The organism is Psychrobacter sp. CLB018 (genome assembly GCF_041222815.1).
Lineage (GTDB): Bacteria > Pseudomonadota > Gammaproteobacteria > Pseudomonadales > Moraxellaceae > Psychrobacter > Psychrobacter faecalis.
This window is the reverse complement of record NZ_CP166085.1, coordinates 1,736,393-1,756,878: the sequence shown is the minus strand read 5'-3', so window position 1 is coordinate 1,756,878 and position 20,486 is coordinate 1,736,393. Positions and strand designations below refer to the sequence as shown.

At 43.9% G+C, this 20,486-nt stretch carries 17 protein-coding genes; 11 read left to right on the top strand and 6 right to left on the bottom strand.

The genetic code is table 11. The features are described from left to right. Positions 1-39 precede the first annotated feature (39 nt). The 3 genes from argJ (at position 40) to AB8P72_RS07420 (ending at position 3,366) form a co-directional block, all read left to right on the top strand. Positions 40-1,263 carry a bifunctional glutamate N-acetyltransferase/amino-acid acetyltransferase ArgJ gene (gene argJ, locus AB8P72_RS07430; RefSeq protein WP_369957553.1) on the top strand — a complete coding sequence of 408 codons (1,224 nt, stop codon included), beginning with the start codon at positions 40-42 and terminating at the stop codon, positions 1,261-1,263. Positions 1,264-1,655: 392 nt separating this feature from the next. Further along, positions 1,656-2,054 carry a DUF4377 domain-containing protein gene (locus tag AB8P72_RS07425; RefSeq protein WP_068408379.1) on the top strand — a complete coding sequence of 133 codons (399 nt, stop codon included), beginning with the start codon at positions 1,656-1,658 and terminating at the stop codon, positions 2,052-2,054. 196 nt (positions 2,055-2,250) lie between these two features. Continuing rightward, a complete protein-coding gene (locus AB8P72_RS07420) occupies positions 2,251-3,366 on the top strand; it encodes an RNA-guided endonuclease InsQ/TnpB family protein (protein WP_369957552.1) in 1,116 nt (371 codons plus the stop codon). Here the strand turns inward: AB8P72_RS07420 and AB8P72_RS07415 are convergent. Next, a complete protein-coding gene (locus AB8P72_RS07415; protein ID WP_369957551.1) occupies positions 3,363-4,796 on the bottom strand; it encodes an L-serine ammonia-lyase in 1,434 nt (477 codons plus the stop codon). The two genes, AB8P72_RS07420 and AB8P72_RS07415, sit on opposite strands and share 4 nt — an antisense overlap. Before the next feature lie 551 nt (positions 4,797-5,347). On the opposite strand from AB8P72_RS07415, the gene AB8P72_RS07410 reads away from it, so the two are divergent. After that, positions 5,348-6,766: a solute carrier family 23 protein gene (locus AB8P72_RS07410; RefSeq protein WP_102076764.1), complete on the top strand. Its 1,419-nt coding sequence runs from the start codon at positions 5,348-5,350 to the stop codon at positions 6,764-6,766. A gap of 88 nt (positions 6,767-6,854) precedes the next feature. Here AB8P72_RS07410 and AB8P72_RS07405 read toward each other — a convergent pair whose 3' ends face one another. Further along, a complete protein-coding gene (locus tag AB8P72_RS07405; protein ID WP_102076765.1) occupies positions 6,855-7,787 on the bottom strand; it encodes a DMT family transporter in 933 nt (310 codons plus the stop codon). A 570-nt stretch (positions 7,788-8,357) separates the two neighbouring features. On the opposite strand from AB8P72_RS07405, the gene AB8P72_RS07400 reads away from it, so the two are divergent. Further along, positions 8,358-9,317 carry a WG repeat-containing protein gene (locus tag AB8P72_RS07400; RefSeq protein ID WP_369811335.1) on the top strand — a complete coding sequence of 320 codons (960 nt, stop codon included), beginning with the start codon at positions 8,358-8,360 and terminating at the stop codon, positions 9,315-9,317. A gap of 129 nt (positions 9,318-9,446) precedes the next feature. Here the strand turns inward: AB8P72_RS07400 and AB8P72_RS07395 are convergent, their stop codons facing one another. Together AB8P72_RS07395 and AB8P72_RS07390 are read right to left on the bottom strand one after the other, a co-directional pair. Beyond that, the gene (locus tag AB8P72_RS07395; RefSeq protein ID WP_225211688.1) at positions 9,447-10,340 is read right to left on the bottom strand and encodes an alpha/beta fold hydrolase; all 894 of its coding nucleotides are present in this window, start codon (positions 10,338-10,340) and stop codon (positions 9,447-9,449) included. 274 nt (positions 10,341-10,614) lie between these two features. Next, positions 10,615-10,779: a rubredoxin gene (locus tag AB8P72_RS07390; RefSeq protein ID WP_068406924.1), complete on the bottom strand. Its 165-nt coding sequence runs from the start codon at positions 10,777-10,779 to the stop codon at positions 10,615-10,617. Between the two features lie 403 nt (positions 10,780-11,182). Between AB8P72_RS07390 and AB8P72_RS07385 the strand changes: the two genes are divergently transcribed. Then, on the top strand, positions 11,183-11,758 hold the full coding sequence (locus tag AB8P72_RS07385; protein ID WP_068406921.1) for an adenine phosphoribosyltransferase: 576 nt from the start codon (positions 11,183-11,185) through the stop codon (positions 11,756-11,758). Between the two features lie 94 nt (positions 11,759-11,852). On the opposite strand, the gene AB8P72_RS07380 is transcribed toward AB8P72_RS07385, so the two are convergent. Beyond that, positions 11,853-12,362: a hypothetical protein gene (locus AB8P72_RS07380; protein ID WP_102076767.1), complete on the bottom strand. Its 510-nt coding sequence runs from the start codon at positions 12,360-12,362 to the stop codon at positions 11,853-11,855. Positions 12,363-12,513: 151 nt separating this feature from the next. Next, positions 12,514-13,455 (bottom strand): transaldolase, encoded by a 942-nt coding sequence (locus tag AB8P72_RS07375; RefSeq protein ID WP_068406916.1) that lies wholly within the window; start codon positions 13,453-13,455, stop codon positions 12,514-12,516. A gap of 431 nt (positions 13,456-13,886) precedes the next feature. On the opposite strand from AB8P72_RS07375, the gene pheA reads away from it, so the two are divergent. The 5 genes from pheA to folB all read left to right on the top strand — a co-directional run bounded on the left by pheA (position 13,887) and on the right by folB (position 20,482). Further along, on the top strand, positions 13,887-15,068 hold the full coding sequence (gene pheA, locus AB8P72_RS07370) for a prephenate dehydratase (RefSeq protein ID WP_068406913.1): 1,182 nt from the start codon (positions 13,887-13,889) through the stop codon (positions 15,066-15,068). Positions 15,069-15,143: 75 nt separating this feature from the next. Then, a complete protein-coding gene (gene hisC / locus AB8P72_RS07365; RefSeq protein WP_068406909.1) occupies positions 15,144-16,286 on the top strand; it encodes a histidinol-phosphate transaminase in 1,143 nt (380 codons plus the stop codon). A 194-nt stretch (positions 16,287-16,480) separates the two neighbouring features. Continuing rightward, entirely contained in the window at positions 16,481-18,799 is a 2,319-nt protein-coding gene (locus AB8P72_RS07360) for a bifunctional prephenate dehydrogenase/3-phosphoshikimate 1-carboxyvinyltransferase (protein WP_068406907.1), read from the top strand. 283 nt (positions 18,800-19,082) lie between these two features. Beyond that, the gene (gene rarD, locus AB8P72_RS07355) at positions 19,083-20,036 is read left to right on the top strand and encodes an EamA family transporter RarD (protein WP_068406937.1); all 954 of its coding nucleotides are present in this window, start codon (positions 19,083-19,085) and stop codon (positions 20,034-20,036) included. Between the two features lie 41 nt (positions 20,037-20,077). Next, the gene (folB, locus tag AB8P72_RS07350; protein ID WP_102076768.1) at positions 20,078-20,482 is read left to right on the top strand and encodes a dihydroneopterin aldolase; all 405 of its coding nucleotides are present in this window, start codon (positions 20,078-20,080) and stop codon (positions 20,480-20,482) included. Positions 20,483-20,486: the final 4 nt, after the last annotated feature.

The window sequence follows — 20,486 nt, the reverse complement described above, 5'->3', positions numbered from 1 at the left end:
ACCAATAATACATCAGCATTGATGAATAAGGATTGAATGATGGCTGTCGGCAACGTTGCAGTACCTAATACGATTTATCCTATTGATGGGATTAAACTAAGCGCCACCGCTGCAGGCGTACGCTACAAAGACCGCGATGATTTGGTGGTGATAGAGATTGCTGATAGCGCCAACACTGCGGTTGTGACTACTAAAAATACCTTTTGTGCCGCACCGGTACGTGTTTTACGTGAACACTTTGCTAAAGCCAGCCCGCGTTATTTAATCACCAATACCGGCAACGCCAATGCCGGTACGGGCGCTGATGGTAAACGCCGCGCGGTTGATATCTGTAGCGCCCTAGCTGCTAAAGCGGGCGTGGATGTCAGTACTGTTTTGCCATTTTCGACAGGCGTGATAGGCGAGCCACTAAACAGTGATGCTGTTATCGCAGGCTTAGACAATGCCTTAGCCAATTTGGCCGCCGATAATTGGCTGGCCGCGGCCAATGGTATTCGTACGACGGATACGATTCCAAAGCTTGCCAGTGAAAAGGTTGATGTCGATGCTATCAGCTATCATATTACGGGCATGTCAAAAGGCTCGGGAATGATACGCCCCAATATGGCGACCATGCTTGGCTATGTGGCCACTGATGCCAATATCGCCGCTGACTTATTGCAAGAAATGCTGAGCAAAATTAATGAGCAATCCTTTAACCGCATTACTGTCGATGGTGATACCTCAACCAACGATTGCTGCATCTTGATTGCAACCGGAACAGCGAGCTCGGAGATTATTGATAGCCCAGAGCATCCGCATTATCAGCCGATATTTGACGCCTTAACAGCAGTGTTTGTGCGCTTGGCACAATTGATTGTACGAGATGGGGAAGGCGCGACCAAGTTTATGACGGTAAAAGTCACGGGTGGCAATACTACGCAAGAATGCTGCGATGTGGCGTATGCGGTCGCCCATTCACCACTGGTCAAAACGGCGTTTTTTGCCAGTGATGCCAACTGGGGACGTATCTTAGCAGCGGTTGGTTATGCAGGTATCGACGACCTTGATACCGAGCAAGTCGATGTCTATTTAGATGAAGTGATGATTTGTCAAAATGGCGGTGTGGCGCCAAGTTATACGGAAGCGGCGGGCAAAGAAGTCATGAGCCAGCCTGAGATTACCATTCATATTAATTTGGCCCGCGGTGATGCCGAGGATACCGTTTATACCTGCGATTTGTCTTATGATTACGTTAAGATAAATGCGGACTATCGCAGTTAAAAGTTATCTATCATTTTATAAAAACGCTCAAAGCCATCCATTATAATGTTAGCTTTGAGCGTTTTTTTATGTTCAATATTTTTGTATTAAATACGGTCTAATTTAAACCGTTTATTAACAGCAGTTGCAAAAGCTGACGTTACTTTACAAAGCAGTTATAGAGGCTAGGCATCGGTGCGACCTATACTGATTGCAGTAAACAATAGACGGTACTATTAATAGTTGAGGAAATTTATATCAATTGTGTTCGTTTTTATTTTAGATGAGCTTAGATTGACTTTCTGATTAACAGTATCTTTATGACTGCTTGCTACCTTTTGAATAGTGATAATTGATTAAAATGAGTTTGAAAGGTAATGATCAATACTAATAAATAAACTGAGGATTTAATAATGAAAAAATTAGCAATTGCGGCATTGATGACGACTTTTGTCTTGTCAGGTTGTTCTACCATGGGTATGAATGATGAGCGTACTATGGTGGTCGAAGGCGAACCTGTGAATGTGAAAGTGGTTAACATTCCAAGTTTCAAAATTGAAATAGCACCACTTAAAGCGGTGTGTGAGCTGCCCACCGCGAGTGGTACTATGGTTGAGTCAGAGTGCCTACAATATCGCCAGACTTATCAGAAAAACTACACGCCTCTAAATGGTGATATTCAAGGCTTTACTTATGAGCCAAACTATCGCTATATTCTAGATGTGCGTCAAGAAGCGGTTATGAATGAAGCAACGAAAGTGGTTAAGCCGGTTTGGATTTTAAATGAAGTGATTTCAAAAACTGCTGAATAATTTTAGTTGTAGCTTATTATAGAAAAGCCTCTAATCATTAGAGGCTTTTTTTAGTCACAGAAAAAGGTAAACGTATTTTATCAAAAAGCGCTGTAAAACCACGTCCCTTCTAGGGCGTGGATATCAGGCGTCAGCTATTGTCGCTCAGCCTTAAAACAGACTTGTCAACCAAACTTATTAAGACCATAATCACTCTATGAAAACGCTCAAGTGTCGCATCAAAGACAAACACGCCAATCAGCTAAATAAACTGGCTGGTGCGGTTAATTTTGTGTGGAACTATGTGAATGACTTGAGTTTTAAGCATCTTCAACGCACCAATCATTTCTTTTCCGCTTATAATATTGCAGCTTATGTAAAAGGTAGTGGCGAGTTTTTGAATTTGCACAGTCAAACCTTACAAGCCATCACCGAAACCCATGCTAAATCTCGCAAGCAATTCAAAAAAGCCAAACTAAACTGGCGAACCAATAACCCAAAATCTAAGCGTAAATCACTTGGTTGGATTCCTTTTAAAAAAGCAGCAATCAAATACTTAGGTGTCAAAAAATCAGGAAAGAAAAGTCTTAAATCCACCATTCAATTTAGCCTGGCTAAAGGCAAGAAGCTGACCATCGACGTGTGGGATAGCTATAATCTAGCACTCTACACCATCAACACCTGTGAGCTTGTACAAAACAGTCGCGGCCACTGGTATGCCTGTATCACCATTAAAGAGTACCCAAAAATTGAGTGCGGTACAGGCGAAACTGGTATTGATTTAGGTTGCAGGGACTCAGCAACGACAAGTAATGGTGAGGTACTAAAAACCAAAGTCACCCAGCAATACGCTAAAAAACTAGGCATTGCTCAGCGGGCTAAAAACAAACAAAGAGTTAAGGCGATTCACGCCAAGATTAAAAATACACGCCAAGACTTGATTCATAAATTTACCACCAACCTTACCAAGACTAATAAAATAATCATCATTGGCAAACTTCAATCAAAATCATTCACTAGGGGCAAACTCGCCAAGTCCGTCTATGATGCAGGTTGGTTTGAGATTAAGCGGCAACTGACCTATAAGTGCGAGAACGCAGGTTGCTACTATGATGAGGTAAATGAAAGTTACACCACCCAAACTTGTTCGTGTTGTGGCTCACGCCAAAATAGTCCGAAAGGTAGAGCAAATTTAGGAATAAGAGAATGGCTTTGCGAGTGCGGTGTCACTCATGACCGTGATATTAATGCGGCAAAAAACATTCTCGCGCTCGGGCTTGAGCGTCTAGTAGTAGGAATCCCTCACTTTAGGGAGGGGAGGAAGTCAAATTAACATTGACTGTAATTGACACTAACGCCGCGGGTAGCAGTGGGGATGCGGTTATCAGCATAAATAGCAAGACCACCGCGAGCGGTTTCTTTATATTTATCAGACATATCCGCGCCTGTCTGCTTCATGGTTTCAATGGCTTTATCCAATGAGACAAAGTGCTGACCATTGCCGCGGCAGGCAAGACGAGCGGCGTTAATGGCTTTTACCGCGCCCATCGCATTGCGCTCAATACAAGGGACTTGTACCAAGCCGCCAATCGGGTCACAAGTCAGACCTAAATTATGCTCGATACCAATCTCGGCGGCATTCAAACATTGCGCTGGCGAGCCATCCATAATCTCTGCCAATGCCGAACCTGCCATGGCACAGGCTGAACCGACTTCGCCCTGACAGCCCACTTCAGCCCCAGAGATAGAAGCGTTTTGTTTAATTAAGCTGCCAATGGCGGTGGCATTTAATAAAAACTTACGGACGCCATCTTGGTTATAATTGGGTAAAAAGTCACGATAATAGTGCAAGACCGCAGGAATAATACCCGCCGCACCATTGGTCGGTGCTGTGACAACTTTACCGCCATTGGCATTTTCTTCATTGACGGCAAGTGCATACAAATCAACCCAATCCATCGCTGCAAGCTTATCGGTTTTGGCGATAGGCAAGTCTTTTTCAGCGCATAGTTGATTATGTAAATCGTGAGCGCGGCGTTTAACATCAAGTCCGCCCGGTAAAATGCCACTGTTTTTACAACCTTGAGTCACACAGTCCTGCATCACCTCCCAAATCGTATCTAAATAGCTAAAGATATCTGCTTGATTGCGATAGTGACATTCGTTAGCGAGTACCAGCTCACTGATACTTAACCCATGCTCACGGCATTGTTCAAGCAACTCTGCGGCAGTATTAAAAGGGTAGGGAACGATATCAATCGTTGGGCTGGCATGATCCTCATCGGGATTGTTTGCGTCATCTTCGTTGATAACGAAACCGCCACCAACCGAATAATAGGTTTGCTGGTACTTGCTACCATCGGCCAATAACGCGCGGATGGTCAAGGCATTAGGATGATAAGGCAATACCGTATCATCGTACCAATACATATCGCGCTCGCTATCGAAGTAGATAATATGTTTGCCTGATAAATTAAGCTGTTTATCAGCAAAAATAGGCGCTAGATATTCGCCAGTCAAGCGAGTATCAATGGTACTCGGCGTATGTCCAAGTAAACCCAAATATATCGCCGTATCGGTTGCATGTCCTTTACCGGTAGCGGCCAAAGAGCCATAAAGCTCGATTTCAATATTTTTAATCGTCGTTAATGGGCTTTGCTTAAGCAATGACGTCAAAAATAAATTGGCCGCCACCATGGGCCCGACCGTATGAGAGCTCGACGGTCCAATACCAATTTTAAATAAGTCGAAAACACTAATCATATAAATACCAATAAATTGTCAGTGCATCAGCGTATGTGATAAATAGGCTTAAGTACTGGTGTGAAAAAAGATAATAGATAACGGCCCCCAAAGCCTTGATAAATACAGCACAATGACAAGAGCAGGCATTTATTTAAATGCACACTTTAATAAATGTGAGTATTTAAAAAACATGGGATATTATCTATAAATGTCTCCCAGTATAGGCGTACAGAGGCCTGCTGAATAATAACTTTTATTTATCATAGAACTCCGTTATCATGCTCGCAGCCATTACCTGTGTAACATCCTGTAATCTTGCTAACACTATATAGTGAACAACGTCGCAGAAATCCTTAAACTACTTTTAATAGAACCTATTTGACGGTCTGCATTTGGTCAAAGTAAATGACTTTCCTGCTGTTATCGTTTTTTAATTCCTCTATAGTTGTTGATGATTGGCATGACTTAGTTGTTATCGTTTTGACTGAATTCATATCTGTATTCTCATAGTTGTATTTCTCACAGTTTTTTAGCTGACTAATATTCTCTCAGCTCAAATAGGACAGCGCATGACAACTCCCGAACCTCATTCTCCAAACCCCGAAAATAGCACCCAAGAATCTGCTTCGCACAATGCATTAGAAGCGGCTGGTATTGATGCAGCTGCGACGAGTTATCCGCACAATCCAGACTTTGATAATGGTCGTTGGTTTCCAACGTGGCGTCCGTATGGCGGTGATTTGGATCGTGATCCGGTCGGTATCAATGAGTATTTGCCGCCAGCAAAGAGCGTGTTATTAGGTGTGCAGCATACTTTTGCGATGTTTGGGGCGACGGTGCTGGCGCCATTATTAATGGGCTTTGACCCCAATTTAGCCATTTTGATGTCCGGTATTTGTACGGTGATGTTTTTTATGATTACCGGTGGGCGTATGCCTAGTTATTTGGGCTCAAGCTTTGCCTTTATTGGGCCGGTTATTGCGGTGACGGCTTATGCAGGCGTGGGATTTAATGACAATTTGAATGTCGCCTTGGGCGGTATCATGGCATGCGGCATCATTTATGCGCTGATAGGTCTATTGGTCATGAAGACGGGTACAGGCTGGATTGAGCGTTTGATGCCGCCCATTGTTACCGGTGCCATTGTGATGATTATTGGTTTGAATTTAGCACCAGTGACCATTCAAGGGGTATCTGCCAACCAGTTTGATGCATGGATGGCTACGCTGACGGTATTGTTTATCAGTGGGGTGGCGGTATTTACCCGCGGTATGCTGCGCCGTTTGCTGCTGTTGGTTGGCTTGATATTGTCTTATATCGCTTATTTCTTTATGACCAATGTGCTCGGTTATGGCGTTCCGATTGACTTTACTAGTGTATCAGCAGCATCATGGTTTGGTCTGCCAAGTATTCATACGCCGCATTTTGAGATGAGTGCGATTATATTAATTGCGCCTGTTGCCTTTATTTTAGTGGCCGAAAACTTAGGGCACTTTAAAGCGGTCGAAGGTATGACTAAAGCACGAGTAACGCCTTATATGGGTCGGGCATTTTTTGCTGATGGTTTAGCAACGACGTTTTCAGCGGGTTTTGGTGGTACAGGTGTGACCACTTATGCAGAAAACATCGGTGTCATGGCTGTGACCAAAGTATATAGCACGACGATTTTTGTGGTAGCAGGTCTGGTGGCTATCTTGCTTGGGTTATCACCAAAGTTTGGCGCAATTATTCAAACGATACCGGCGGCTTTATTGGGCGGCGCATCTATTGTGGTATTTGGTTTGATTGCGATTGCAGGGGCAAAAATTTGGATAGACAATCATATCGATTTTAGCAAAAACAGCAATTTAATCATTGCCGCGGTCACCGTTATTATGGGTACGGGTAATTTTAGCTTGCATCTAGGCGGCTTTGATTTGGGCGGTATCGGAACGGCTACTTTAACGGCTATTGTGCTAAATGCTTTATTTAATCGACAAAAAGATTAACCGTCAAAAAGATTGATTTGTTCATCGTAAAAAAAGCCACAATAAGTATTGTGGCTTTTACTTATTGTGGCTTTTATTCATTACCGCTTTATTTATAATTTCGTTTATAGAATCTGGCAAAAAAACGATAACGGCGTAGTGCGCGTGGCTTAGGTTTTAACGACCCTAAATAAATGGCAAACATCGTCAGTAGCGCGCCGCTCCATTGCAGCGTATTAATCGGTTTATCAAGCCAGCTATAATCAATCACCAAGGCCGCAATGGGCTCGGTTAATAAGAGCAGCCCTGTCAATGCTAAAGACAGCTTAGGAATCGAGTAGGCGATAAGCCCCCACGCCAAGCATTGCATCACCGTGCCATAAATCAATATCCAACCAATCTCAGACCAAGTACTGGGCAAAATATTACCCATATCAAAGATAAACATCGGCAGAATCATTGCTATGACGCCGCCGATACTCACCAGCTGCATCAGCATAAATATCGGCGTTGGCTCAGTATCATGGGTTTTACGGATAAAGGTCATGGACGCGGCAAGCATGGCACCTGAGACGATGCCCGTGACAAACCCCCAAGTCGCAGCGGTATTTTGCGCAAACTCAGGGCTACCTATCATTGCCACGCCTAGCATGGCTAAAAATAAACTGATGAGCTGCAAAATAGATTGCCGCTCATTAAAGTATAAAAAGCCAATGGCCGCCAAAAAGAAAATCTGCAAGCTATTAAGCAAGGTTGAGATACCGGGACCGACCGCATAAATACTCTCATGCCATAGTGCCAAATCGAGTCCTAAAAACGCGCCTGATAATAGACCGTAAAAAACAGCACGCTTTGAGCGCGGAAGTCGTTGCCCTGTCATTTTAGCCAATATAGCAAACACCACGCCAGAAATAGCCAGTCGCCAAAATGACATTGCCCAGCCACCGATATCGACATGGGCGACAATTAAGCTGCCCAAACCAAAAATAACGCAACCAATGACCAAGCCAGTAGCGGCGGAGCGTGAAGAGGCGATAGCCATGCAATATCCTTATCTCATTACTATGTTACTTTTTTAAAATGCTTTTTAAGTGTGGTTTGCTAAAGAGTTGATTTGTATAGACAGGCCATATTGTCAGTGTTTTGCTCTTGAATTGGAATGCTTTGGTGCAATTTATTTTATAATGACTTATCACTCACCATAGATAAATAAAGCGGTCACCTTCTTACAGCAATAGCATTGGCGCACAAGCTGCCATTTGTTATTCTATCATCTATTTGTATTTTGAAGCACATCCTGTTTTAAAATAGTGATACTCTTCAAATACTTAACTTAATATAGTGAATTTTATATAAAATAGAGACATGATATTTTTGTGCGAAACTGTCGTAAATTTTCTTCGCTTGCTGTGCGCTTCGCTCTCCAGAGGCTTCAAAAAATCTATGACAGTTCCGCTATATCGTTTTTACAATGAACTCCCCATATATTCACAGTGCTTCTATTACTTTTAGCCTAGGTTTGCTTATGCTGCAACGTTCTATATCGAAACGACAAATAGACTTCTTATCTACACTGCTGCCACGTCGCAGTTTCATTGCGCGTCTATTTGTCATGAGCGCCATAGCTGCTACGTTTTTTGGGATGTCAAATGCACAAGCCGCCAGCTGCAAAATACCCAAAAGCTATTATAAAAATGTCTCTTGTACCTCTAGTAGTGGCTATTTCTTAGCGATAAAAGATTTCGGTGCACCAGTTGCCTTGATTGATAAGCAAGGCAAAAGTGTGCTTGATTTAACCCGTTATCAAAAAGTAGATGCCGATAAAATATCGGGTGGCTTGTTACCAGTGCTGCGCAATGGTCGGGTGGGCTATGTCAATATGCAAGGTCGCGAGGTGATCCCTGCGGTGTACGATATGCTCAAAGAAGGACAAAATTGGGCGCGTCCCGTCTCTGAAAATCGGATTGTGGTCAAGCAAAACGGTCATTATGGGGTTGTCGATACGGGCAATAAAACCATCGTGCCATTTGCCGCTGCAATTAGTGACATTGACGATTATCGTAGCGGCATGACGCGAGTACGTAAAAATCAAGCCATCAACTGGTTGGATAAAAATGGTAAACCTATATCTGACCCAAATAGTAGTGCTGCTAGTCAAACAGCGAAGAGTGCCGCTGCTAATAACATCAAGAATAATAGCAGTAATGCCAAAGAATCGCAGAAGCTAGAACCGTCTCGTGGTTTTACCACCTTGCAGCCGCGTCAACAAGACGGCAGATGGGGCTTTGTTGATGAGAATAACATCTCTATGATTACCTATTCTTTCGATGAAGTGCGACCATTTTCTGAAGGCTTGGCGGGCGTGCGTATCGATAATGAATGGGGCTTTGTCAATTTAGGCGGCGAGTTGGTGATTCCTTTTCGCTTTGATAATAGCACTGTGAGTGTGAGTGATTATTATAAAGACCAACCTGCATTTGTATTTACAAATGGCAAAGCTTGGATTGGCAATTTAGAAAACGGCAATAAAATGTGTATTGATAAAGAGGGTGACAGCATTGCTTGTGATTAATACTTAAGACTTATCATTTAATATCACGCTTAAATTTGCCGGTAAAAAAAAGAGTGTCAGAGCGATAGATCATTCATCGTTCTGACACTCTTTTTTTGCTTGAGACGGACTAGCATTAAACTTAAATGGTTATTTTTCTAGCAAGTGCTTACTAATCAAATCGACCATATAAGGCTGATAGTATTCGGGAATATCGTGTGCCATGCCTTCGATTAAATGAAAAGTTGCATTGGGTATGGTCTTTGCAACCACCCGTCCTTGCGAGGCGGGTAATAGGCCATCAGCGCTGCCATGCAGCACAATCGTCGGTGCTTTAACTTGTTTGCTATATTTGCTAATCGAGCCAGAAGCTAAGATGGCATTGAGCTGTTGTACCGTACCAAGTGGATGGAAATTACGCTGATAACGTATCTTAGCAATGTCACGTACCATGCGCACATTGACGTGTCCTGGCGTACCAACGGTTTTCATAAACCAGACGCTATGACGGACGATATCGCGCTCAGAGTGGCTCTCAGGACGATTGATAAGGGTATATAACTGCTTAGGTTTCGGCGGTTTTAAAAACGCTCGATTGGTGGTGGTAAACATCAACGCCATACGTTGCACCAAACTTGGATAACGCGCGGCGACGATTTGAGCGATCATACCGCCCATAGAAGCGCCAAGCAGATGCGTTTTACCAAGTTTTAAGGCTTTGATTAAACGTGCCGTATCTTCTGCCATGTCGGTCAAATTATAAGCAACCGGTGCGCCTTTATTTGACAGACCCGTTTGCAAGCGCATCATCATTTTCAATTGACTGATACGCGGCAAGCCATCAATCTGTACTTTAGATGACAAGCCGATATCACGATTGTCAAAACGAATCACAAAAAACCCAGCATCGATAAAGCGTTTGATAAAATTGTCGGGCCAGAAGATCATTTGTGAGCCCAGCCCCATAATCATAAGCAATGGCGGATTCTTGGGATCACCACCGGCTTCAACGCACAGCTCAATGCCATCACCAATATCTATCATTGCTTGATAAAGTTGTTCGCTCAAATCAGACGGATACCAAGCATGATCGCCAAACTTTTGCCATTCAGGCGTCGGGTAATCGATTGTTGGAGAGTCGATTGTCGCAGCGCTAAGTGCTGAAGAATTAGATGGTGAAGAGCTAAGCACTGTATCATTGGTCATTTTGTCATTAAGCACTAAAGCATTGTCGGTTTCTTCTGAATTTACAGACGCGTTTGTGTGATTGGTGGGGTTTGATTCTGTCATGAAGTATCCTATTTAGATGGTCGTTGGCTTAAAATTCGAGCATCTCAAAATCAAGCTTGCCAACGCCGCATTCTGGGCACGTCCAGTCGTCTGGAATGTCTTCCCATTTGGTACCAGGCGCGATGCCTTCTTCTGGGCAGCCAAGCTCTTCGTCGTATATCCAACCGCAGACAATACATTCATAACGTTTCATAAATAGTCCTATCGATTATTTCCAGTTTTACGATTACTAATGTTTCTTTTACCAGCGTTTTTGCTATTACCAGTGGCGTTAACTAAATTAATCGGCATTTTTAAAGCAATTATTAAGTATTCTAGCCAACATTTAGCGTGTAAAAACGCACGTAGTTTAGCATATAGCGGTTATTTTCATAGTTAAGTTTACACTTGTATATTGAGATTCACCAGCTTTTATCAAGTGCCTATGCGTCACTTTCAAGGTTTTAGCAGGGCTGTCATTGCCGATTTTGCCGCCACGATAAAGCTGATTATGCTATAATTATCGCCGCTATTTTTAGCGATTGTCATCTCATTTATCACCTACCTCATTTACCACCGTCATATCATTATTTAAGTTTTATAAGTTAAGGGTTACTATGAGCGCGAATGCCGCCGTTACATCAGCTGAAGTTAAGACCACAACCGATTCATCTAATACGCTCAATACTGACCATCCATTTTGGCAAATCATTCGCACAGTACCAGACTTCCCAAAAGTTGGTATCGATTTCTATGATATTACACCGTTACTACGCAGTCATATCAATGCGGTGATTGATGAGATGTTAGCGGCTTTGCCTAAAGGTTTGCTTGATGAAGTGGATTGCTTAGGCGCCGTAGAGGCGCGTGGATTTGTATTTGCCAGTTTGCTGGCGGGACGTTTGGGTAAAGGCATGATTTTGCTGCGTAAACCCGGTAAATTACCGCCACCGGTTGCCAATAAAGCTTATGCGTTAGAATACGGCAAAGACACGCTTGAGATGCAAAATAATTTGCCGCCTGAGCGGGTATTATTGGTCGACGATATATTGGCGACAGGCGGCACGCTGATGACCGCTTATGAGCTTTGTAAATCTGCACAGCATACGGTAGTTGGCGCCTTGGTATTGTTAGATTTGGTTGCTCTGCATGGCGAGTTTCCTGTACCTGTTTATACGGTTTTAAAAGCTTAGAGAAATGGTTTTTAGCATAATAAAAAGCGCGCTGAATTAATAGTTCAGCGCGCTTTTTAATGGCATGTACTTTGTTGGTTCGTCTTGACCTGCGTTACTTGTCTTGCTGATAACTTTTACACGCCTGTTCGACGAGCAAGCGGCTAATCGTTTTTGGTTTGGTCAGCTTAAAGTCTTTGGTTGTCAGTATCGGTTTATCGGATTGCCAAGATTTTAACACTTTATCGTCAGCAGCATAGTTGACATAAGCGCGACGATAATAGCTTGCATCCTTACATGAGATAAGCCATTGTTGGTCGCTATGATGAATGCTGGTTTCTTTCACTGTTTTATTAGCGGCTTTGTCTTTATTCTCTTTTGCTTTCGCTTCATTTTCTTTAGCGTCTTTTGCGCTATCCTTTGGCGCAGGATAGGTTCTACGAATAGAGACGGTAATGTTTTCGACCTCTTTTTCATCAATAATATGAATGTCTGAGCGTTCGATAGAATCCACATCCAAGCTAAAAACAGAGCCAGTTTGGCTTTTTGAGACCTCTAACCAGTTTGCCGCATAGCCACTCATTGCAAGCGTACTACCTGCTAATATCACTGCTAGCCGTTTCATAATCGAGCCTTGCTTGTTGTTATATAAAGTCGCTTATCATAGCCAACTTGATAGAAGCAGGCAAATTACTTTTATGACAAGGGGTTCATACTGAGACAATCTCAGCACTCGTGATTAGCAGGCAAACGCATAAAATATATAAATATCGCAGTTAATCTCGCATCGCCGCGAGCATTTGCGCAAGCTCATCACGCGCACCGATAAAGCCATCGATACCCTTGGGTAATAAGTCTTGGGTGACGATATCTTGCTGATAAGCGGCACTGAACTCGTCATGGGTTAAGCTGACCTTCGCCATGTCGGGCAAATCCATTGACATACTTGGTGACAGTTGGCGTGTCACTTCGACATCCATGGCTGCCAGCTCATCAATCAGATTGGGCGCGATGGTCAATAGATCACAGCCAGCTAGTGCTAATATTTGCTCGGTCGAGCGGAAACTTGCGCCCATCACTTGGGTCTTATAGCCATGTTGTTTGTAGTATTGGTAAATAAGCTTGACCGATTGCACACCCATATCATCTGAAGCAGGGACATTTTGGCGGTTTTGCTGACGTTTTTGCCAGTCTAAAATACGTCCAACAAAAGGCGAGATTAGGGTAACGCCCGCATCGGCACAAGCAATCGCTTGATGTTGACCGAATAATAACGTCAAGTTGCAGTGAATTCCCTGAGTTTCAAGGTAACGCGCCGCTTCAATACCTTGCCAGGTTGCGGCCATCTTAATCAATACGCGCTCTGAATCAATACCTGCTTTTTGGTAGGCTTCCATAAAGCTGAGCGCTTTATCAATGGTGGCTTGAGTGTCATAAGATAAGCGTGCATCGACTTCGGTTGAAACGCGACCTTCAATCAATGCCAAAATATTACAGCCGATTTGAACGGTTAATTCATCAATCACTGCATCGACATCACCGCGATGGCGACTCATGGTTTCTGACATCAGCGCTTCATTGTCCGGATGAATCAGCGCTTTGGTAATAAGGCTTGGATTGGTCGTGGCATCGATGGGTTTTAGACGCGCAATGGCGGCAAGGTCGCCCGTATCAGCGACAATAGTGGTCATGGTGCGAAGCTGTTGTAATGCGCTCATCAGATATCCTATGATTAATTTACGTTTTGATGTTTTTATTTAGCCGTGTTATTTAGATTGGTTATTTCAGTTAGTTGCTTATGAATTTTCATTGATAAAGCGATTTATCATGGCGGTATGGTGAATTTAACGGCTATCTTTAAACTGTATCATATATTTGGACGGTTGTAGCCTGATAGTTTTATAGGGTATAGCGTTTATCGTGCATAACTGTGCTAAGATTTATGGCAAATTGCTTATTTGCGCGTATTTACGAATGGGCACTGTCGATAGTTTTTGCTATAGTAGAGCCGATCCACTGTTTGGCTCGCTAAACATGAGAACTAAGCGAGCATTTATTATTAAAATAAGCAGGTTACCTAGCTAATAGACAACAGTCATAAACTTTAGCAATAACTTTAGCAATAATATTAGAAAAAGGATGGGCGGTAATGAGTGAGCAGTCACCAGAGCAAAATGTAGACAATCTAAACCAAACCCCTGCAAGTGTTGATGGGGCTGCAACTGATAAAGCGTTTTTAAACACATTGCGCCAAAGTATTGATGCAGTTGACTGCGAAATTCAAACGCTCATTAATAACCGTGCCAAATTGGCGCAGCAAGTAGCGACGGTAAAAAAAGACCACGTTGCCAATAGTCCTGATGCCGAAAAAACCAATCCTATTTTTTATCGTCCTGAGCGTGAAGCGCAAGTGTTAAAGGCGGTGATGGAACGTAATACTGGGCCCATCGCCGATGAAAAAATGGCGCGTTTGTTCCGCGAAATCATGTCAGTCTGCCTTGATTTGGAAGCACCGCAGCGTATTGCGTTCTTAGGCCCTGTCGGCACCTTTACCCATGCCGCCGCTTTAAAGCATTTTGGTAAAGCCGCCGATACCGTGCCGCTAAATACTATTACTGACGTCTTCCGAGAAGTTGAAGCAGGCACAGCAATGTATGGCGTGGTACCAGTTGAAAACTCGTCAGAGGGCGTGGTTAACCATACCTTAGATGGCTTCTTATCTTCTAGCTTAAAGATAATCGGTGAAGTTGAGTTGCCTATTCATCAAAACTTCTTGGTTGCTGAACACACCAAAATTGATGGCTTAAGCCGTATCTACTCACATCAGCAGTCATTGGCGCAGTGCCGCCATTGGCTCGATGTTAATTTCCCAAATGTTGAGCGTGTGGCGGTATCGAGCAATGGTGAAGCGGCCCGCCGTCTCAAAAACGAATGGCATTCAGCGGCAATCGCCGGTGATGTGGCAGCGGCAGAGTACGATTTACATAAGCTGTATTCAAACATCGAAGACAATCCTAGCAATACCACGCGTTTCCTAATTATCGGTCACGAGGCGATTGCGCCATCGGGTCAAGATAAAACTTCAATTATGGTTTCAGCGCATGATAAAGCAGGCGCCCTGATCGAAATCTTAAAGCCCTTGTCTTATCATGGCGTGTCGATGACCAGTATCGAGACGCGTCCTGAACGTCCAAATAAATGGGCTTACGTGTTCTTTATCGATATGGATGGCCACATCGAAGACGCAAATGTGAGTGCAGCAATTGCTGATATCCGTCCATTGGTCAAAGATTTGCGCATTTTAGGTTCTTATCCAAAAGCCGTGCTATAAAGCTGGCTTAATAGAATGGTTTTAACAGTAGGGATTCATCAACAGTAAATGCCTTATCACATCCAAGGATAAATCATGCAGTCATCACAGTCGACAGAGTCAAATTTATCACCGCTAGTGCCGGCCTATGACAGTATTTTAGAGCTAATGCCTTATCAGACGGGCAAGCCGGTTGAAGAGTTGACACGCGAGTACGGTGTCTCAGATGTGGTCAAGCTTGCTAGTAATGAAAATCCACTGGGCTGCTCACCGCATGTCACGCTTGCGATTACCGAGCAACTGGGTCAGCTGGCACGTTATCCTGATGGCAATGGTTATTATCTCAAACAAGCACTTGCTGACTTTAACGATGTTGGTGTCGACCAGATTACTTTAGGTAATGGCTCTGATGATTTGCTTGATATCTTAGCGCGTAGTTTTGCTGGCGTCGATGATGCGATTATTTATAGTCAGTATGCTTTTATCGTTTATCCGATGCTGGCCAAAATGCAAGGCGCAAAAGGCGTGGAAGTGCCAGCCAATCGTTTTGGTCATGATTTAAAGGCGATGAGTCAGGCGGTAGCGGACAATCCTAATAGCAAAATGGTCTTTATCGCCAATCCTAATAACCCAACGGGTACGCAGCTTACGCAGCAAGAGTTACGTGCATTTGTGGCTAGTGTGCCAAGCTCAGTGTTGGTGGTACTAGATGAAGCCTATATCGAATATAGTCCTGAGAGTAATAATAGAGCGCTGCTCGATGAATTTGAGAATGTGGTTATTGTACGTACTTTTTCAAAAGCCTATGGGCTAGCAGGTTTGCGTGTTGGTTATGCGCTAAGCTCAGTCGCTGTCGCCGATTTACTCAATCGCATTCGTCAGCCCTTTAACGTTAGTAGAGTCGCTTTAGCTGCTGCCAATGCTGCGCTTGCAGACCAAGACTTTATTGAAAAAACAAGACTTAATAACCAAGAGCAAATGCGCTGGTTAGAAAAGCAGTTTGATGCCTTGGGGCTAGGGTTTATTAAGTCGCATGCCAACTTTATCATGGTTGAAATAGAAGTTGAGATGGAAGACATAAACGCGGCTGCCATTTATCAAGCACTGCTAGAGCAAGGCGTGATAGTGCGTCCATTAGCAGGTTATGGTTTGCTCAATTGGCTGCGTATTACGGTAGGGGTTGCAGAAGATAATATGCGCCTGATTGATACCTTGCGCTCAATACTGACTGAAGATTAATAAAAAAGTAGTTATCCGTATTTTAATCAAAAAATAAATCAATTTTACGACGCCAATATCAGCATGCTTTATGCCTACTGATGCTGGTTTGTTGAAAGAGAAACGCCGTGAGTCGCCAGCAAAACAACCTTAGCAATCAAAATATAAGTAATCGAAACTTAAGCAATCAACCCATAACCAACCAAAACAATCATATGCAATCGTCTATACATACTCAGCCGCCATTATTTGAGCAAGTCTGTGTTATCGGTCTCGGGCTGATTGGCGCGAGTCTTGCCCAAGCCATCAAAGACCTTGGTTTAAGTGCGCGCTTGGTGGCGGTTGATCGACATGCACCAAGCATCGATGAAGCCATGCAACATGGTTTGCTAGATGCGGGTAGTGCCGTCTTAAGTGAAGTGGTATCGGGCAGCGACTTAATTGTCATCGCCGTGCCAGTGCAAGCGGTAAAGGCTGTGTTTGTCGATATCAAAACCGCGATGGATCATGGACAGCTTGCTGCTGATTGCCTCATTACTGATGTCTGTAGTACCAAGGTTAATATCATTGAGGCGGCAAAAGCGGTCTTTAGCTCGCTACCAACGGGGTTTGTCCCTGCGCATCCGATTGCTGGAGCGGAAAATTCAGGCTATCATGCCAGGCGCGCCACTCTATTTGTCAATCATAGCGTGATTATCTGTGAGCTGCCAACGACCAATGATAACGCTGTTGCTAAGCTTCGTCAGTTATGGGAAGCAGTTGGTGCGACGGTCATGCCGATGGCGGCTGAACGTCATGACGCAATATTGGCACATACCAGTCATCTGCCGCATTTGCTGGCGTTTAATTTGGTTGAACAGCTGGCAAGTCATGATGACAATTTAGATATGTTTCGCTATGCCGCAGGCGGTTTTCGCGACTTTAGCCGTATTGCCGCCAGCGACCCTAAAATGTGGCATGATATATTTTTTGCCAACCAAAGCGCGATTATAAGCGCTCTTGACGAGTATGGCGTTTATCTACAGAATATGCGCCAGCTTATCATTGATAAAGATTCGACCGCCCTCATGGGGCTTTTGGGCCGCGCGCAAGCCGCACGGCGACATTTTGGCCATATGTTAGCCAGCACCCCTTATACGGATACTTCTGCCATGTCAGCTTCTTATAATATTACTCCTAGCAACACCGTCTCTGGCACCATTACTATTCCTGGTGATAAATCTATCTCGCATCGCAGTATCATGCTTGGTAGCCTTGCCACAGGTGTCACCAACGTCACAGGGTTTTTGGAAGGAGAGGATGCGCTGGCTACCTTGCAAGCATTTCGTGATATGGGCGTGAGTATTGAAGGCCCTGATAAAGGTAAATTAACCATTCATGGCGTCGGTATGAACGGTCTAAAACCAAGCAAAACGCCCTTATATATGGGCAACTCAGGCACCAGTATGCGCCTGCTTGCCGGTATATTAGCAGCGCAGTCATTTGATAGTGTATTGACAGGCGATACCAGTCTAAATAAGCGTCCGATGGAACGTGTGGCCGCACCATTACGTGAAATGGGAGCCGTCATTCAAAGTACCGGTCATAATGGTACCGCACCGCTTAGCATTACGGGTCGAGCGAATGTTGGTGAGCCGCTCCAAGGTATGGAATATGATATGCCAGTTGCCTCTGCACAGGTTAAGTCTTGCTTATTATTGGCGGGACTTTGGGCAGAAGGTACCACGACCGTTATTCAACCTGAAGTTAGCCGCGATCATACCGAACGTATGCTCTCAGCCTTTGGTTATCCTGTGATGGTTGATGGCAATCGTGTCAGCGTCAAAGGTGGCGGTACGCTTACAGGCGGCGATATCGCCGTTCCTGCTGATATCTCATCAGCGGCTTTCTTTATGGTAGCCGCAGCTATCAGTCAGGGCAGCGAGCTGACCCTAACGCAAGTGGGTATTAATCCGACGCGTACGGGTATCATTGATATTTTAAAATTGATGAATGCTGATATTAGCCTAAGCAATGAAACCCATGTCGGCGGCGAGCCAGTGGCGGACATTACTATTCGCAGCTCAAGCCTAAAAGGTATCGAGATTCCAGAATATTTAGTACCTTTAGCGATTGATGAGTTTCCCGTATTATTTATCGCTGCTAGCTGTGCCCAAGGTCGTACGGTGTTAACCGGTGCAAAAGAGTTGCGTGTGAAAGAGTCAGATCGTATCGCCGTGATGGCAGACGGTCTACAAACACTAGGCATTGATTGTACGGTGACTGAAGATGGCCTGATTATTGAAGGTAAAGGCATCGAAGGTAAGGGCAGTAACGTTAATGAAGTGAATAACAGCCAGCCTGTCTTTGGCGGCGGACATATTACCTCGCATCATGACCATCGTATTGCCATGAGTTTTGCGGTTGCCAGCTTACGTGCAGCGAAGCAGATTACCATTGAAGGCGTTGAAACCGTCAATACCAGTTTCCCAGGATTTGCTGAGCTTGCCAATCAAATTGGTATGTCTATCAAGGTCGATAATGGCGCGGCTTAATATTGAAGTTGTTAATTACCTGACAAAATATTATTAACTTCTAAAATTTAAAGCTTTATCTTCTGAATCTGTTAAAGTCCAAAAGCTAAATTTTAAACTTGTTATAAAATTTATTTAATAATAGTTGTTGTCGTGAGCAATGTGTTGATACTTAGTTGGTATCAACGCATTGCTTTTTACTTTCTACCCTCTACGTAGTAACCCTGCGCTCTTACTTTTATCATTTGATAATGGTTTAAAAATAGGTAAGGGCGCGCTTTGCTCTAAAAAGTTGTATCGTCTTATGGCCACTCAAAATGTTGTCAAAAAACCCGTTGCTCCTATTCAAACCACCAGACGCGGTATTGCCACCGCGCTAACAGCGTTCTTTATTTGGGGTGCATTTCCGTTATACTTTAAGCAGCTCGCTGCTTATGATGCGACCGAGATTATCGGCCATCGCATTATATGGACCTTTGCCTGCTTGCTTATCGTATTGGTGCTGACCAAGCGCTGGCAATGGATTGATACGCTAAAGCAAAACCCGAGATGGATAGCATTTTCTTTTATATCGGGTTTGATTATTGCCACCAACTGGCTTACTTATGTATGGGCGGTCAACCACGACCGCATTCTTGAGGCCAGTTTGGGTTATTTTATCGGACCATTGGTCGGCGTGGCGCTCTCGATGATTTTGTTTAAAGAGCGTTTGCGCCCCTTGCAATGGGTAGCTATTGGTTTTGCGCTATTGTCCGTGCTGATTCAAGTCGTTATGATTGGTAGCCTGCCATGGATATCGCTGATTTTAGCCTTTAGTTTTAGTACTTACGGCACCATCCAGCGCCAAACACCGCTCACGGCGGTCGATGCCATGTTTGTAGAAACCACCATGTTAGTACCGATCTGTTTATGGTGGTTTTGGCAAGCTGACGTAGTGAGTAGTCAGTTAAGTTTTTGGTTTACCTCAAACATTTGGCTGCTGATGCTGGCAGGTCCGATTACGCTGATACCATTATTGTTGTTTAATAAATCGACTAAGATGGTTGCTTTTAGTATTCTAAGTTTTATGAATTATCTGACCCCGACCTTTATTTTCTTCTTGGCGGTATTCTATTATAACGAGCCTTTTGATTTACATCGTCTGGCGGTATTTGGTTTGATTTGGCTTGGGTTATTATTATTCAGTATTGACCTATGGCGCCATCGTCCGAGTAAAGCGTTAAAAGCTGCGCGCCTGCGCGACGAGGCGTTATCGTAAAATTGTTTTAAAATAAAAGTATAATAAATAAGGATAAGCGCATGTTTCATACCGAATCTGATGTGGTATTTGTCAAAGGCTTAACAGTAGAGGCGGTGATTGGTGTCTATGCCTGGGAGCGCGCTATTACGCAGCCACTCCTGATTGACATAGCGCTTGAGACGGATATTAGTAAAGCGGCTGTGTCAGACGATGTTAATGATGCGCTCAATTACAAAGCGGTCTGCGATGATGTGAGCGCATGGTGCCAAGCCATTCAAGCGCAGCTGCTTGAGCATTTGGCTGGTCAAATCGCTGATAAGCTACTGGCAAAATATAACTGTCATAAAATAACGCTCAGCGTTGCCAAGCCAACTGCTATTCAACAAGCGGATGCGGTTGGGGTGCAGATCACCCGTTATGCCAAAGGCTCAATAGCCGAATCCAATGTAAACCAAGATAGTTAATCTG

What these genes read in the sequence shown, in the direction of transcription:
- argJ (WP_369957553.1), top strand. Translation starts at nt 40, where the DNA reads ATGGCTGTCGGCAACGTTGCAGTACCTAATACGATTTATCCTATTGAT.
- AB8P72_RS07415 (WP_369957551.1), bottom strand. Translation starts at nt 4,796, where the DNA reads ATGATTAGTGTTTTCGACTTATTTAAAATTGGTATTGGACCGTCGAGC.
- AB8P72_RS07420 (WP_369957552.1), top strand. Translation starts at nt 2,251, where the DNA reads ATGAAAACGCTCAAGTGTCGCATCAAAGACAAACACGCCAATCAGCTA.
- AB8P72_RS07405 (WP_102076765.1), bottom strand. Translation starts at nt 7,787, where the DNA reads ATGGCTATCGCCTCTTCACGCTCCGCCGCTACTGGCTTGGTCATTGGT.
- AB8P72_RS07425 (WP_068408379.1), top strand. Translation starts at nt 1,656, where the DNA reads ATGAAAAAATTAGCAATTGCGGCATTGATGACGACTTTTGTCTTGTCA.
- pheA (WP_068406913.1), top strand. Translation starts at nt 13,887, where the DNA reads ATGAGTGAGCAGTCACCAGAGCAAAATGTAGACAATCTAAACCAAACC.
- AB8P72_RS07380 (WP_102076767.1), bottom strand. Translation starts at nt 12,362, where the DNA reads ATGAAACGGCTAGCAGTGATATTAGCAGGTAGTACGCTTGCAATGAGT.
- AB8P72_RS07395 (WP_225211688.1), bottom strand. Translation starts at nt 10,340, where the DNA reads ATGATAGATATTGGTGATGGCATTGAGCTGTGCGTTGAAGCCGGTGGT.
- AB8P72_RS07410 (WP_102076764.1), top strand. Translation starts at nt 5,348, where the DNA reads ATGACAACTCCCGAACCTCATTCTCCAAACCCCGAAAATAGCACCCAA.
- folB (WP_102076768.1), top strand. Translation starts at nt 20,078, where the DNA reads ATGTTTCATACCGAATCTGATGTGGTATTTGTCAAAGGCTTAACAGTA.
- AB8P72_RS07400 (WP_369811335.1), top strand. Translation starts at nt 8,358, where the DNA reads ATGAGCGCCATAGCTGCTACGTTTTTTGGGATGTCAAATGCACAAGCC.
- AB8P72_RS07360 (WP_068406907.1), top strand. Translation starts at nt 16,481, where the DNA reads ATGCAATCGTCTATACATACTCAGCCGCCATTATTTGAGCAAGTCTGT.
- hisC (WP_068406909.1), top strand. Translation starts at nt 15,144, where the DNA reads ATGCAGTCATCACAGTCGACAGAGTCAAATTTATCACCGCTAGTGCCG.
- AB8P72_RS07375 (WP_068406916.1), bottom strand. Translation starts at nt 13,455, where the DNA reads ATGAGCGCATTACAACAGCTTCGCACCATGACCACTATTGTCGCTGAT.
- AB8P72_RS07385 (WP_068406921.1), top strand. Translation starts at nt 11,183, where the DNA reads ATGAGCGCGAATGCCGCCGTTACATCAGCTGAAGTTAAGACCACAACC.
- rarD (WP_068406937.1), top strand. Translation starts at nt 19,083, where the DNA reads ATGGCCACTCAAAATGTTGTCAAAAAACCCGTTGCTCCTATTCAAACC.
- AB8P72_RS07390 (WP_068406924.1), bottom strand. Translation starts at nt 10,779, where the DNA reads ATGAAACGTTATGAATGTATTGTCTGCGGTTGGATATACGACGAAGAG.